Source organism: Haloarcula amylolytica (assembly GCF_049705545.1).
GTDB lineage: Archaea > Halobacteriota > Halobacteria > Halobacteriales > Haloarculaceae > Haloarcula > Haloarcula amylolytica_B.
Genome location: NZ_JBNAMU010000002.1, coordinates 463,334 through 476,872, shown reverse-complemented (window position 1 = coordinate 476,872; position 13,539 = coordinate 463,334). Strand labels below are relative to the sequence as shown.

Below are 13,539 nucleotides of genomic sequence, written 5' to 3'. Positions count from 1 at the left end.
GCCGGGGCAACGAGGTGTGGCGCCGATAGCGTTTTTGTGTCCCACTGACACACATTGCAGTATGCCTCGCGTAGACGTTCGTGGTGAAATCTGTCCCCGGCCGGCGCTCATCGTCCGCCAGGCGCTTTCGGATCTCGACGCTGGCGAGACGCTCGTCGTTCGAGGTGACTACCCACCGGCCGAGGAGAATCTCAGGCGGATGTGTACGACCCACGGGATCGATGTGATGACTGCGGAAACCGCTGTCGAGACCGACGAGTTCGAACTCGAACTCAAGGTGACCGAGATGGCGTCGCTATCGGAGGCCTGAGTGTGGGACGCGACGCGGCGACTGTCGGTGACGACGAGACAGTTCGCCTGACGGAGTACACCGAACTCCACGGGTGTTCCTGCAAGGTCGGGCAAAGTGACCTCGATTCGCTGCTCGCCGACGCCGGCCTCACGGGTGACAGCGACGCGTTGCTGTTCGGCGTCGGTGAGGACGCCGCCGCCCGGAAACTCACCGACGAGCTTGCGCTGGTCTCGACGGTGGACTTCTTTACGCCTATCGTCGACGATCCGTACGACTTCGGCCGTGTCGCGGCCTGTAACGCCGCCAGCGACGCGTTCGCCACGGGGGCCGTCGAGAACGTCGACTGCCTGGTCGTCCTCGGGCTCCCACGAGAACTAACCGACAGCGCGGCGGCGATCCTCGCCGGCATGGCCGACGCACTGGACGCGATGGACGGCGTCATCGCCGGCGGCCACACAATCATGAGCCCGTGGCCCTTCGCCGGCGGCGCCATCTCGGCGACAGCACGGCCCGACGCCCTGCTCACCTCGCAGGGAGCCAGCCCGGACGACCGGCTCTACCTGACCAAACCGCTCGGGACACAGCCGGCTATGGGGGCGACCCGCGTGACCGACGAGCAGTTCGTCGAGACGGTCACCGACGCTACTGACCGCCCGCTCGACCGGATTGCTTCCGAGGCCGTCGCGTGGATGACGACGCCGAACCGCGACGCGGCACTCGCGTGCCGCGAATACGCGACAGCCGCGACCGACATCACTGGCTTCGGCCTCGCCGGCCAGAGCCGCGTGGTGGCCGACCGCTCGAAGGTCGGTATCGAACTGACGCATCTCCCAGTCATCGCGGGAACGCCCGCCCTCTCGACGCTCTTCGGATACGGGCTAACCGATGGAGAGAGCGCGGAGACCAGCGGTGGGCTGTTCGTCTCCGTCCCGCCGACTGCGACCGGTCCCGTCGAATCGGCGTTGGACGACGCCGGCGTGTTCTATCGGGCTGTCGGACGTGTTACGGACGAAAACGGCGTCACGCTTGACGACCCGACCATCGAAGAAGTACGTCGCTAACGACGATTAGGGTTGTTTTACCGCAACCGAAGCGCCGCCTCCAGCACGCCACCGCCGAGACTCAGCGCCTTGTCGGAGATTTTCGCCGGGTCGACAGCCTCACCGCGGGGGTCGACATCGCCGAGTTTGGTGCCCTCGCTGACGCGAAGGCCACCGTGGACCAGACCGCGAACCAGCCCGTCTATCTCAGTTTCGACCGGCCGGTCGCCAACGGTGCCGACCACGTCGCCGGCTGTGACACTGTCGCCGATGGCGACCGTCGGAGTCCAGTTACCGTCGGCCGGGGAACGAAGCACCCGCTCGTGAGTGTAGCCGAGCCGTTCGCCGGGTTCGCCGTCGTATTCGCTCGCAGTCCCCTCGTAGAACACACGGCCGAGTTCGTGCCCGCGGTCCGTCTCGACGACCGCGTCCACGTCTTCGCCGGCCTCGAACCCCGGCCCCATCCCGACCACGACGTCGGCATCAGACCTTCGTGTGCCGGTGTCGAACTTCCCTTTTGCCATGATGGCATCGACGAGGACTGCGGGGTCAAGTTCGTTGGTGACGGTTGCCTCTGGGTCGACGAGTACCGGGATGACATCGCCGGCGAGCAGTTCGAGCGCCTCGTCGACATCAGAAGCTGCCTGGCCGGTGACCCCCTCAACAGTCACCTCGTCCTCGTACAGCGCCGCACCGAAGGCGACCGCCCGCCGGACGACTGTCGGCTGTTCGACTTCGGTGACGATGACCGGGAAGCCGGCCTGCTGGAGCCGGTAGACCACGCCGCTCCCGAGGTCGCCACCGCCGCGGACAACGACGAGGTCGTCGAGGTTCAGGCGCGTCGCCCGCTCACCGGCGGCGTCGTGGCGGTCCATGGTGACCTCGGCGAGAATCGAGAGCGCGACGGCGGCCGGCCCGCTCCCGCCGAGGTCGAGCCCCACCGGCGTTCGGACCCGGCTGAGGTCCCGTCGGGCGTACCCCGACTCGGCGAGCGAGTTGAGGACGTGGTTGGCCTTCGTCTCGCTGGCGACGAGGCCGACGTAGCCAGCTTCGCCGTCCAGCGCCGCAGCGACGGCGTCCTGGTCGAACGTCCCGCTCCGCGTCGCAACGGCCACGGCTGTCTCGGTCCCCATCGGCAGGTCGCCGAGCGCCTCGCCGTAGTCGCCGTGAATCACGTCGGTAGCGTCGGGAAACTGCCCCGGGTCGGCGTAGGCCTCGCGGTCGTCGACCACGGTGACGGCGTAGCCAAGTCGCTCCGCCAGCGGAGCCAGCTCCATGCTGATGTGGCCCCCGCCGGCGATGTAGAGCCGTGCCTGCCCGCGAACGCGGTCGATGAACACCTCCATCTCGCCGCCACAGACCATTCCCGTGTTGCCGCCGCGTTCGAGTTCGTACGTCCGGACGCCGGGACCGTCGGCTCCCGAAAGCACTGACCGGGCGTCCTGTACGGCGAGGTGCTCGACTGTCCCGCCGCCGATGGTCCCGTACTCCTCATCGTCGGTGACGACCATCTTGTCCCCCACGTCCCGCGGTGCACTGCCGTCCTTGCGGACGATGGTCAGGAGCGCCGCCGGCTCTCCCTGCGTGGCCAGTTCGTCGAGCTGTCCGAACAGGCTCATACGAAGCTCTTTACCTCCTGTTCGACGAGGTTTTGGACCACGTCATCGTAGGATATCCGGTCGATGTCCGGCGGTAGCGAAACGCCACGCACGTCGACGTCCCTCCCGACCGCCGCGACGGGTGCGTCGACATCTGGTGAGAGGTAGACGCCGTCCTGAATCAGGACGACATGCGCCTCAGGGTCCCCAGCGACGGTTCGCAGTGCAATCTCGGCCATCGGTTTGTCGATGAGATACAACATTGTCAGAAGTCCAGCGTCTGATCGGCGTCCCGGATGCGGGCGGTGACGCGGTCGTCCGACCAGACCGCCACGTCGTCGGCGATTTCGCCCTCGCCGACGCCGCGCTCGCCCATCGCCGCGCGGTCCGCGATCATCTGTCCGTCCTGTTCCGCTAAGTCGGCGACGTGCCCGCTCATGTTGAGCGCGTCGCGGTCGACAGCGTCCCGAGCGCCGTAGACGCCATCCTGGGTGAATATCACGGTCACGTCGTGCATGTCGAAGCCGGCCGCGACGCCGCGGGCCGCGCGCAGTCCCTCCGGGATGTGGACTCGGCCGCAGGGCGCACGGGTGAGCAGCACGACGACATCCCGCTTCATAGCGAAACCACCCGGTCGGCCTCGCCGATGATGTCCGCCAGGTCAGGGAGCAGCCCAACTTCGACACCCTCGGGGTAGTCGGCAGGCGCGTCGATTCCCCGTGCGTCGACACAGAGCCCGCAGCAGATGACTTCCGCGCCGTCCGCGATAAGCTCCTGAAACTTCTCTGTCGGCATCTCGTCGTACAGCCCGCTGTCCGAACAGCCGGGAAGGGCCTGGTCCGCGACGGGGACGAGCGCGCCGTCGAGGTAGTGGAAGTACCTCACCTCGTGGCCCTGATCCAGCGCCGCCCGCCCCAGCTCGTAGGCGGTGCGCCACCGCTCGCTGTCGAAGGGCCCCCCTGTCAGCAGAAAACCAATGGACGCCATACTGCCGAGGTTTTCCCGACCAGCTCTTAATAGTTTGCTCGACACACCGAAAAACACTCTGTGTGTGATATTCCGTGGCGGAAAACTGCCCGAAACAAACTATCTACCGTCGGCAGACTGGTCGTCGAGTGCCGTCTTCAGGTCGTCTGCTGTGAACGGTAGCTCGGTCAGCCGAACGCCGACGGCGTCGCGGATCGCGTTCGAAAGCGCTGGCGGGACCCCGTTTGTCGGGAGTTCCGCGATAGACTTCGCGCCGAACGGACCTGTGGGTTCGTGTGTTTCCACGAGAATTGTCTCCATTTCTGGGTGGTCCGTCGTCCGCGGCATTCCGTACTGGCGAAAGCCGAGCACGTCCGGGTTCCCGTCCTCGTCGAAGGTGAGGTCGCCGCTCGTGGCGTATTCGAGGCTCATGTGCTCGCCGCCCTCTATCTGGCCTTCGACCAGCGCGGGATTGATCGCGACGCCGCAGTCGGCCGCGAACACCATCTTGTTGAGTTCGTACTCGCCGGTCTCCGTATCGACCGTCACGTCGACGAACTGCGCACCGTAGGGCGGTGGGCTCTCGTCGGTCGAATGATTCCCGTCGCCGAGGATGTGTTCGCGCTCGTCGTCGCCGTAGGTCGCTTCGTAGCCGATTTCCTCTAGCGAGACGCGGTTTCCAGTCCGCTCGCTGTACACGCCGCCGTCGCCGGTGTCGAGCACGTCCGGCGGCTCGTCGAGCAGTTTCGACCCCCAGTCCAGCAGCCGCTCTTTGGCGTCCTCGGCGGCGTTCTTGACCGCGCGGCCGCTGATGTACGTCGTCGAGGAGGCGTACGCGCCGTAGTCGAACGGCGTCAGGTCGGTGTCGGCGGCGATGACGACGACGTCCTCGGGGGTGCAGCCCAGCACCTCGGCGGCGATCTGGGAGAACATCGTGTCCGCGCCCGTGCCGGTGTCGACGCCGCCGACCTGCAGGTGGAAGCTCCCGTCCTCGTTCATTTGCACCTGTGCCGCGCCGAGTTCCTTGCCCGCGACGCCGCTGCCCTGGGCGATGAGTGCCATTCCGACCCCGCGTTTGAGGTGGTCTTCTTCGGGCTGTTCGAGCTCGTCGTAGCCGATAGCCGCCTTTCCACGGTCGACGCATTCGCGGACGCCACACGACCGAATCCGTCGAGTGAACCGGTCACCGTCCTTCAGGATTGCGACGCTCCGGTCGAGGTCGCCCTCCCGGACCGCGTTCCGCAGGCGGAACTCGATGGGGTCGAAACCGAGCCGGCGGGCCACCTCGTCCATGTGCGCTTCGACGGCGAAATGCCCCTGTGGCGCGCCGTAGCCCCGCATCGCCGCACCCATCGGAAGGTTCGTGTGGACTACATCCCCTGCAAAGCGGACGTTCTGGACCCGGGGATAGAGGGGAAGCGGCTTCGTCCCGACGTTGTTCGCGACAGTCATGCCGTGGGTGCCGTAGGCCCCCGAGTTCGACAGCGTGTAGAGGTCCATCGCCTCGATGTCGCCGTCGTCGGTGACTGCAGTCCGCATCTGCATCTGCATCGGGTGTCGAAAGCGGAGCGCGGTGAACTCCTCCTGACGACTCATCTCCAGTTTGACCGGTCGGCCCGCCGCCAGGTGGAGCGCGAAGGCGATGGGCTCTATCGCCATCTCCTGTTTCGACCCGAACCCCGCGCCGATGCGCGGCTTCTTCACCCGTACGTCACGGATGGGCACGTCGAACAGGTGCGCTATCTGGCGGCGGGTGTGAAAGGGGACCTGCGTTGCCGTGATGAACACGTGCCGGTCGTCCTCGTCCGTGTAGGCGATGGTCGTATGCGGTTCGGGGACGCAGTGGGACTGGTACGGTGTCTCCCACTCCGTCTGGATGACGTGTTGGTCCGCCGCAGCCTCGGCCGCTTCGCACGCCGCATCCACGTCACCGAGTTCTCCCTCGAAACCCGATTCGAGGTTCCGACTGTAGTCCGCGCCCGACTGCTTGTTCTCCACTTCGTCGGCCTCGAACAGTTGCGGGGCGTCCTCGTCGAAGGCTTCCTCGGGGTCGAAGACGGCGTCCAGTTCCCGGTACTCGATCTCGATTTTTCGTGCGGCGCGGTCGGCCGCTTCCGGGTCGTCGGCCGCCACGGCCGCGACCGGGTCGCCGACGAAGCGGACGTGCTCGCGTAACACTTTCAGATCCCACGGGCTCGGCTCGGGATAGGACTGGCCCGAACTGGAGTACAGTTTGTCCGGGACCACGTCGTCGAACGGCGTGATGACGGCGTCGACGCCATCCATCGCCTCGGCGGCGCTCGTGTCGACCGATTCGACGTAGCCGTGGGCGATGTCGCTGCGAACCACTTTCCCGTGGGCGAGGTCCGGGAACCGGTCACGGTAATCCGCCGTGTAACGGGCCTCCCCGGTCACGATTTTCCGCGCGTCGTCTTTCTCCTCGTCCGCCGTGATGGCGTCGCGTTCGGATTTGGGCTTCCGGTCGGGTTCCCGTGCCGCGTCTGTCTCCGACTCGGTATCAGTCTCGGTGGGATCCGTTCTCTCCACTCCTGTCCTGTCGGGCTGCTCGCTCAACTCCTGTGCCCGGTCGGAATCGCTCACTGATCGCCCTCCACGCAGTCACATCCGTTTCCGTTGACCGAACACTCGGTCACAGTGGCGGCCCTGCTGTCGCCTGCCTTCCCACCGTCGGTGGCGACGGCTGTCCCGCCGTCCATCCGCTCGGCGGCGTCCAGCACCGCTTCGACGATTTTCTTGTAGCCGGTGCATCGACAGAGATTGTCCGACAGCGCTTCCCGGACCTCCTGTTCGGTCGGGCTCGGGTTCTCCTTCAGCAGCGCTGTCGAGCGCATGATCATCCCCGGGATGCAGAAGCCACACTGCAGCGCGGTGTTATCGACGAAGGCCTGCTGGATCGGATGCAGGTCGTCCTGATCGCCCAGGCCCTCGATTGTCTCGATGGATGCGTCCCGTACTTTCGTCACCGGCTCGACGCAGGATTTCACTGGCGCACCGTCGACGTGCACGGTACAGAAGCCACACGCGCCGGTGTCACACCCCCGTTTCGCCCCGGTGTACCCGTTCCGTCGGAGGACATCGAGAAGCGAATCGGACTTCGACGCTTCGACCGTCCGTTCCACATCGTTAATCTCCAGTTCGATTTCCATATGGCTCATCAGCTCGCTGGCTATGTCAGGTACGTGACGAACAGAACGGTAAATAGCTATCGCGGATTTGTGATATGGCACGCCGACACACCGGCATTGTAGCCGTGACTGTCTCCGCGCTCCGAGTCAGCCTTCGCGCTCGTCAAGCTTTGTCTTGATTTTTTCGGCGGTAATCGGCATCTCCCGGATACGGACGCCGATGGCGTCTCTGACGGCGTTGGACAGCGCCGGTGGGACCGTGTTGGTCGGGACTTCGGCGACCGACTTCGCGCCGAAGGGACCGGTCGGCTCGTGGGTCTCGACCAGAATCGACTCGATAGGCGGCGTCTCGGTCGCCGACGGTAGTCCGTACTCGTCGAAGTCAGCTACCTCCGCCCGTCCCTCGTCGTCGAGGGTGATCCCCTCGCTGACGGCCATCTCGTAGCTCATGTGGTTTGCGCCTTCGATCTGGCCCTCGGCCATGCCGGGGTTGATGGCGACGCCGCAGTCGACCGCGACGACCAGTTCGTGCACCTCGAACTCGCCGGTGGTCTCATCGACCGTCACGTCGGCGAACTGGGCGGCGAAGGGCGGGGGACTCTCTTCGGTACAGTGCGTCCCCTTCCCCAGGATGTGTTCGCGCTCGTCGTCGCCGTACGCGGCCTCGTAGCCGATATCTTCGAGCGTGACGGAATCGCCGCTAGTCTCGCTGTACACCGTCCCGTCGCCAGTTTCCAGATTCTCGGCTGGCTCGTCGAGCAGTTTCGATCCCCAGTCAAGAATCCGCTCTTTCGCGTCCTCTGCGGCCTTCTTCACGGCCATACCGCTGATGTAGGTCGTCGAGGAGGCGTACGCGCCGTAGTCGAAGGGCGTCACGTCAGTATCGGCGGACTTGACGACTATGTCGGCCTCATCACAGCCCAGCACTTCGGCGGCGATCTGGAGGAACGCCGTGTCAGCGCCGGTCCCGATATCGACGCCGCCGACCTGCAGGTGGAAGCTCCCGTCCTCGTTCATCATTATCTGGGCGGCCCCGAGTTCGTCGCCGGCGACACCGGTTCCCTGGGCAGACAGCGCCATCCCGATGCCGCGGTGCAGATGGTCTGCCGCGGGCTGTTCGAGGTCGTCGTAGCCGATAGCTTCCTTCCCGCGTTCGATACACTCGTCGAGGCCACACGACCGGATACGGCGCTCCGCGCCTTCGCCGCCCATCATCCCCGCGATCTCGTCGAGGTCACCGACTTCCATGTGGTGTCGCCGTCGGAACTCGACGGGGTCGAGACCGAGGTCGCGGGCCACCTCGTCGAGATGGCCTTCAAGCGCGAGCGTGCCCTGTGGCGCGCCGTAGCCCCGCATCGCGCCGGTCTGGGGCGTGTTCGTGTGGACGATATCGGCCTCGAAGCGGGCGTTGGGGACCTTCGAGTACAGCGGCATCGGCTTGCTCCCGACGTTGCCGGCGACGGTCATGCCGTGGCTGCCGTACGCGCCGGTGTTCGACAGCGCGTAGATGTCGATGGCTTCGATATCACCGTCGTCGGTCACGGCCGTCTTTGCCCGGACTTTCATCGGATGGCGCGAGCGCATCGCGTAGAACTCCTCCTCGCGGCTGGCTTCGTACAGGACCGGGCGGTCGGTGGCAAGCGACAGCGCGAGCGGAATCGGCTCGACGACCATCGCCTGCTTGCCGCCGAAACCGCCACCGACCCGCGGCTTCGTCACGCGGATATCACGGATCGGGATGTCGAACAGGTGGGCGAGCTGTCTGCGGGTGTGGTTCGGCACCTGCGTGCTGGTGATGAGGACGTGGCGGTCGTCCTCGTTCGTGTAGGCCAAGGAGGTGTGTTTCTCGACGTTCGCGTGAGACTGGCGGATCGTCTCCCATTCGGTCTCGTGGACGTGGGTCTCGCCGTCGAGCGCCGCGTCCACGTCTCCGAGTTCGCCCTCGATGTGGGCCATCCGGTTGCGGTCGTAGTTGTGGCCGACGATCTCGTTTTCGACCTCGCCGTCCTCGAACAACTGCGGCGCGTCAGCGTCGAAGGCTTCCTCGGGATCGGTGACGTAGTCGTCCTCCTCGTAGGATACCTCGATAGCCTCGACGGCGGTGGTCGCGGTCGCCCGGTCTTCGGCTGCGACAGCGGCAATCGGGTCGCCGATGTAGCGGACGTGCTCGTTCAGAACGTGCATGTCCCACGGGCTCGGTTCGGGATAGGACTGCCCGGCGCTGGTGTATTTCGCGTCCGGCACCGCGTCGGATTCCGGTGTCAGGACCGCTTCGACGCCGTCCATCGCCTCGGCCGCACTCGTGTCGATATCAGTCACGCGGCCGTGCGGAATTTCGCTTCGGACGACTGCTGCGTACGCGAGATCCGGATATCGCTCCTCGTAGTCGGCGGTGTACTTCGCCTGTCCGGTGACGAGCTTGCGGTCGTCGTACTTCTCGGCCCGGTGGGAGACGCTGTCGCGCTCGTCGGGGGCCTTGTCGTTGTTCTCGGGTTCGTCCCACTCCAGCGGGTGCTCTTCGGACCGCTCGTCTTCGACGGTCTCTGACTGCGAGGCCGTGCCGCCGTCTGGTCTGGCTGTCTCGTCGTCGTCACTCATCGCATCCACCTCCACAGCAGCCGGCTGCGTCGCCTTCCTCGCGCGGCGTACCGACAGGCTGGCCGCCGTCCGCGGCGACCGACTGCTCCCCCTGCATCCTGCCCGCCGCGTCCAGGACGGCTTCGACCGGCTTCTGATAGCCGGTGCAGCGACAGACGTTATCGTCCAGCGCTTCCCGGACTTCTCGCTCGGTCGGGTCGGGGTTCGAATCCAGCAGCGCCACCGCCTGCATGACCATTCCCGGGATACAGAACCCGCACTGGACGGCGAAGTTGTCGACGAACGCCTGCTGAACCGGATGCAGGTCGTCCTGTGTTCCGAGCGCCGCGACGGTCAGTATCTCACTCCCGTTGGCGTCTGCTGGGGCCATCCCGCAGGCCATGCGCACCTCGCCGTCGACGAACACCTTCGACGCGCCACAGGTCCCGCCGTCGCAACCGCACTTCACACCGATATACCCGTGCTGTCTCAATACCGTCGCCAGGTCGTCCCCCGACCCGGCTTCGACTATCGTCCGTTCGCCGTTGATTGTGAGTTCGATGTCCACAGAGTACCCTCCAGTTTTCGGCATGCACTACGGACACACGCCTGTTAGTGAACAACTGTGGAACACCGTCTCATATATGTATGGTTCACAGGTGTCTGACGCCGCTATTGCCAGACGAAGTTACGGGCACATACCACCGTGAGACAACAGACGGCCCAAAATGCGACAGATGGCACGGTCGCTGTGTGGCGTGTGCCACATCTGTGGCACTCCTCTATCTGCGAACCCGACTGCTCACTCGGCGGCCTTCGCCTGGACCGCGTTCAGCAGTACCTCAGTTCCAGTGACGATATCCTCCCACTCGGTGAACTCGCTCTCGCGGTGACTGATCCCGTCGACGCTCGGGACGAAAATCATGCTCGTGGGGGTTATCTTGTTGAGGTAGTTCGCGTCGTGGCCCGCGCCGCTAACCAGTCGCGTGTACTCACAGCCGACCGTTTCGGCGGCCTCGACGACCGTGTCGATGCAGTCCTGGTCGAACGGGTCCGCGTCGACTCGCATTATCTCCTCGATCTCGTACGCAAGCCCTTCGCACTCGGCCGCGTGGGCGATTTCCCGCTCGACCTGCTTGATGGCCGCGTCGACGACCGCGTCGTCGTACGAGCGGAAATCGAGCGTGAACTCCACCGTCTCGGGGATGACGTTGATGGCGTTCGGCCACACGTCGACGCTGCCGACCGTGCCGACGAGGTCCGTCCCCTCAGTTGCCGTGATTCGCCGGACTGCGCGGGTCACGTCCGCCGTGGCGACGAAGGCGTCGTGGCGCATGTCCATCGGCGTCGGCCCGGCGTGGTTGGCCTGGCCTTCGAAGGTGACGTTCAGCCAGGCGAAGCCGAACACGCCTTCGACGGCGGCGACGGGAACGCCCTGCTGTTCGAGGAACGGCCCCTGCTCGACGTGCATCTCGAAGTAGCAGTGGATATCGTCGGCCTCGCAAGGAACGTCGCCCTTGTAGCCGATGCGTTCGAGTTCGTCGCCGAACCGCTTGCCGTCCTTGTCCTCGCGCTCGTACGCATAGTCGAGGTCGAAAACGTCACAGTAGACGCCGCTGCCGAGCATGTCCGGCTGGAAGCGGACGCCCTCCTCGTTGCTCCAGGCGACGACCTCCAGCGGGCGCTCGGTCGTCACGCCGGCGTCGTTGAACGCCTCGATGACTTCGAGCGCGCCGAGGACGCCCACGACGCCGTCGTAGCGCCCGCCGTTGTACTGGCTGTCGATGTGCGAGCCGAACAGGACCGGCGCGGCGTCACTGTCAGTTCCCGCCCGCCGGCCGAAGATGTTGCCCATCGTGTCGATACGGACTTCCAGCCCGGCCTCGCGGAACCACTCGACGAGCGTATCGCGGGCCGCCTTGTTCTCGTCGGAAAGGCTCGGTCTGTTCACGCCGCCCCGTTCTGTCGCGCCGATCTCGTTAAACGTATCAAAACGCCGTCTGAACCGTTCGCTGTCGAGACTGACGGATGGCATTGGGTAGCTGTTCCGGGGCGTCGTCTTGAAGGTTGTGTCGGGGTGCCGTCACACAGCTGCCAGACCGCTGTGGCACGCGCTCGCCCGCTGTCACACACGGCTGCGACCACCGAAAAAGCCAAACGACCGTTCCGCGAGTCGGCAGACATGACCGAGCCGAGTGCCGCGTCTATCGCGTTCCGAGACGCGCGGGTGTTGGACGGGAGCGGCCGCCCTCCGTTCACTGCGAGCGTGCGTGTCGCCGACGGTCGAATCGATGCCATCAGCGACGCCCCGCTTGACGCCGACTGCGTTGTCGACCTCGACGGGTCGTATCTCGCGCCGGGGTTCATCGACATGCATGCGCATTCGGAACTCCGACTGTTCGAGCACCCCGGGGCCGAGGAAAAACTGACGCAGGGAATCACGACGGAGGTGCTCGGACAGGACGGAGTCAGCGTCGCCCCGGTGCCGATGTCCCTCACGGACGAGTGGGAGGAGCGGGTCAAATCACTTGACGGTTCGCTCGATGAAACCTGGCCGTGGCACACCGTTGACGGCTATCTCGCGGCGCTCGAATCCGCCGACCCGGCCGTCAACTGCGCGTACTACGCTCCCCATGGCAACATCAGGTCGATGCTGGCCGGGTTCGAGGATCGTCCGCTCAGTGAGGAACACGTCGTCGCCGCCGGGCCAGTCACCAGTCAACGGTTGGGCAGGCCAACGGCTGACCGTGACACCGCTCCCGGGGAACTCGACGCGATCCGACTGGAGCTCGAAGTGGCCCTGGAAGAGGGCGCGTTCGGCATGTCCAAGGGCATGATATATCCGCCGAGCTCGTACGCTCGCGACGACGAGCTAGTGGCGCTCGCGGACACGCTCGCCAAGCGCGACTCGTTCATGATCTCCCACGTCTGGAACGAGACGGATCGCGTGGTCGAATCTATCGACCGGTATCTCGACATCTGTTGGCGCGGCGGCTGTCACGCCCACGTCTCGCATCTCAAGGTCGGCGGCCAGCAGAACTGGGGGGATTCCGAAGGCGTGCTCGAACTGTTCGACGACGCCGTCGACCGGGGCCAACGGGTCACCTTCGACCAGTACCCCTACACGGCCGGATCGACGATGCTCACCGCACTGTTGCCGCCGTGGGCACGGCAAGGTGAGTCAGCAGATATCCGTCACCGTCTCAACTCCGTGGCAGTTCGGGACCGCATCGCCGCCGACATCTCCCAACCGGGCGACTGGGAGAACCTCGCGTACGCTGCCGGGTCGTGGGACAACATCCTCGTGACGCGGACGGGAAGCGGTCGCCACCAGGGTGACACCATCGAGGATATCGCTACTGAGATGGGCCGCGAGCCAGTCGACGCGATGTGTGAGCTCCTCGTTTCGGAGGAACTGGACGTGACGATGGCCGACTTCGTGATGGCCGAGGAAGATATCGAGCGGTTCCTCGCGGACGACCGCGGCACGTTCTGTACGGACGGTATCTTCGGCGGGAAGCCCCATCCCCGGGCCATCGGGGCGTTCAGTCGCATCCTCGAACGGTACGTCCGGGAGCGGGACGTGCTCTCGCCGGAACTGATGGCATACAAGGCCGCAGGACATCCGGCCGATATCCTGGGCCTCAGGGACCGCGGGTACGTCCGCGAGGGGTACGTCGCGGACCTCGTGGCCTTCGACCTCGACTCGGTGTCGGCGAACGCGACCTACGAGGACCCGTTTCAGTTCTCCGACGGGATGGAGTACGTCCTCGTCGGCGGCGAAGTCGCTGTCCTGGACGGCGAACTGACCGGCGCTCGGAACGGCGCAGTGCTTCGCTCCTACGAGGAGTGGGGCGGTGCGACCCGTCCCGAACTCGACCGCACTGGCGACGACTAACCGGCTGGTCTGACCGTTGGCT

12 protein-coding genes are annotated in these 13,539 nt (G+C 65.5%); 3 read left to right on the top strand and 9 right to left on the bottom strand.

The features are described from left to right. Positions 1-61: 61 nt before the first annotated feature. Both ACOZ4H_RS18825 and selD read left to right on the top strand, forming a co-directional pair. Entirely contained in the window at positions 62-310 is a 249-nt protein-coding gene (locus ACOZ4H_RS18825; protein WP_424330799.1) for a sulfurtransferase TusA family protein, read from the top strand. A 2-nt stretch (positions 311-312) separates the two neighbouring features. Then, positions 313-1,353, top strand: a complete 1,041-nt coding sequence (selD, locus tag ACOZ4H_RS18820) for a selenide, water dikinase SelD (RefSeq protein WP_424330798.1) — start codon at positions 313-315, stop codon at positions 1,351-1,353. 17 nt (positions 1,354-1,370) lie between these two features. Here selD and yqeB read toward each other — a convergent pair whose 3' ends face one another. From yqeB to ACOZ4H_RS18775, 9 genes are all read right to left on the bottom strand, one after another. After that, positions 1,371-2,951: a selenium-dependent molybdenum cofactor biosynthesis protein YqeB gene (yqeB, locus tag ACOZ4H_RS18815; RefSeq protein ID WP_424330797.1), complete on the bottom strand. Its 1,581-nt coding sequence runs from the start codon at positions 2,949-2,951 to the stop codon at positions 1,371-1,373. Continuing rightward, on the bottom strand, positions 2,948-3,193 hold the full coding sequence (locus ACOZ4H_RS18810; RefSeq protein WP_424330796.1) for a hypothetical protein: 246 nt from the start codon (positions 3,191-3,193) through the stop codon (positions 2,948-2,950). The genes yqeB and ACOZ4H_RS18810 overlap by 4 nt, the downstream gene beginning before the upstream one ends. Before the next feature lie 2 nt (positions 3,194-3,195). Beyond that, positions 3,196-3,549 (bottom strand): DsrE family protein, encoded by a 354-nt coding sequence (locus ACOZ4H_RS18805; RefSeq protein WP_424330795.1) that lies wholly within the window; start codon positions 3,547-3,549, stop codon positions 3,196-3,198. Further along, positions 3,546-3,917, bottom strand: a complete 372-nt coding sequence (locus ACOZ4H_RS18800) for a DsrE/DsrF/TusD sulfur relay family protein (RefSeq protein ID WP_424330794.1) — start codon at positions 3,915-3,917, stop codon at positions 3,546-3,548. The genes ACOZ4H_RS18805 and ACOZ4H_RS18800 overlap by 4 nt, the downstream gene beginning before the upstream one ends. A 99-nt stretch (positions 3,918-4,016) precedes the next feature. Further along, positions 4,017-6,497, bottom strand: a complete 2,481-nt coding sequence (locus ACOZ4H_RS18795; protein WP_424330793.1) for a xanthine dehydrogenase family protein molybdopterin-binding subunit — start codon at positions 6,495-6,497, stop codon at positions 4,017-4,019. Further along, positions 6,494-7,063, bottom strand: a complete 570-nt coding sequence (locus tag ACOZ4H_RS18790; protein WP_424330792.1) for a (2Fe-2S)-binding protein — start codon at positions 7,061-7,063, stop codon at positions 6,494-6,496. The genes ACOZ4H_RS18795 and ACOZ4H_RS18790 overlap by 4 nt, the downstream gene beginning before the upstream one ends. Before the next feature lie 126 nt (positions 7,064-7,189). Then, positions 7,190-9,640, bottom strand: a complete 2,451-nt coding sequence (locus ACOZ4H_RS18785) for a xanthine dehydrogenase family protein molybdopterin-binding subunit (RefSeq protein ID WP_424330791.1) — start codon at positions 9,638-9,640, stop codon at positions 7,190-7,192. Beyond that, positions 9,633-10,211, bottom strand: a complete 579-nt coding sequence (locus ACOZ4H_RS18780; protein WP_424330790.1) for a (2Fe-2S)-binding protein — start codon at positions 10,209-10,211, stop codon at positions 9,633-9,635. Before ACOZ4H_RS18780 ends, ACOZ4H_RS18785 begins: the two co-directional genes overlap by 8 nt. A 210-nt stretch (positions 10,212-10,421) precedes the next feature. Next, positions 10,422-11,654, bottom strand: a complete 1,233-nt coding sequence (locus ACOZ4H_RS18775; RefSeq protein ID WP_424330789.1) for a Zn-dependent hydrolase — start codon at positions 11,652-11,654, stop codon at positions 10,422-10,424. Positions 11,655-11,801: 147 nt separating this feature from the next. Between ACOZ4H_RS18775 and ACOZ4H_RS18770 the strand changes: the two genes are divergently transcribed. Then, on the top strand, positions 11,802-13,517 hold the full coding sequence (locus ACOZ4H_RS18770) for an N-acyl-D-amino-acid deacylase family protein (protein WP_424330788.1): 1,716 nt from the start codon (positions 11,802-11,804) through the stop codon (positions 13,515-13,517). Positions 13,518-13,539: the final 22 nt, after the last annotated feature.

Excerpts from the sequence above, each read along its gene's own strand:
- ACOZ4H_RS18785 (WP_424330791.1), bottom strand. The coding sequence starts at position 9,640 with ATGAGTGACGACGACGAGACAGCCAGACCAGACGGCGGCACGGCCTCG.
- ACOZ4H_RS18780 (WP_424330790.1), bottom strand. The coding sequence starts at position 10,211 with ATGCCGAAAACTGGAGGGTACTCTGTGGACATCGAACTCACAATCAAC.
- ACOZ4H_RS18805 (WP_424330795.1), bottom strand. The coding sequence starts at position 3,549 with ATGAAGCGGGATGTCGTCGTGCTGCTCACCCGTGCGCCCTGCGGCCGA.
- ACOZ4H_RS18770 (WP_424330788.1), top strand. The coding sequence starts at position 11,802 with ATGACCGAGCCGAGTGCCGCGTCTATCGCGTTCCGAGACGCGCGGGTG.
- yqeB (WP_424330797.1), bottom strand. The coding sequence starts at position 2,951 with ATGAGCCTGTTCGGACAGCTCGACGAACTGGCCACGCAGGGAGAGCCG.
- ACOZ4H_RS18800 (WP_424330794.1), bottom strand. The coding sequence starts at position 3,917 with ATGGCGTCCATTGGTTTTCTGCTGACAGGGGGGCCCTTCGACAGCGAG.
- ACOZ4H_RS18790 (WP_424330792.1), bottom strand. The coding sequence starts at position 7,063 with ATGGAAATCGAACTGGAGATTAACGATGTGGAACGGACGGTCGAAGCG.
- ACOZ4H_RS18810 (WP_424330796.1), bottom strand. The coding sequence starts at position 3,193 with ATGTTGTATCTCATCGACAAACCGATGGCCGAGATTGCACTGCGAACC.
- ACOZ4H_RS18825 (WP_424330799.1), top strand. The coding sequence starts at position 62 with ATGCCTCGCGTAGACGTTCGTGGTGAAATCTGTCCCCGGCCGGCGCTC.
- ACOZ4H_RS18775 (WP_424330789.1), bottom strand. The coding sequence starts at position 11,654 with ATGCCATCCGTCAGTCTCGACAGCGAACGGTTCAGACGGCGTTTTGAT.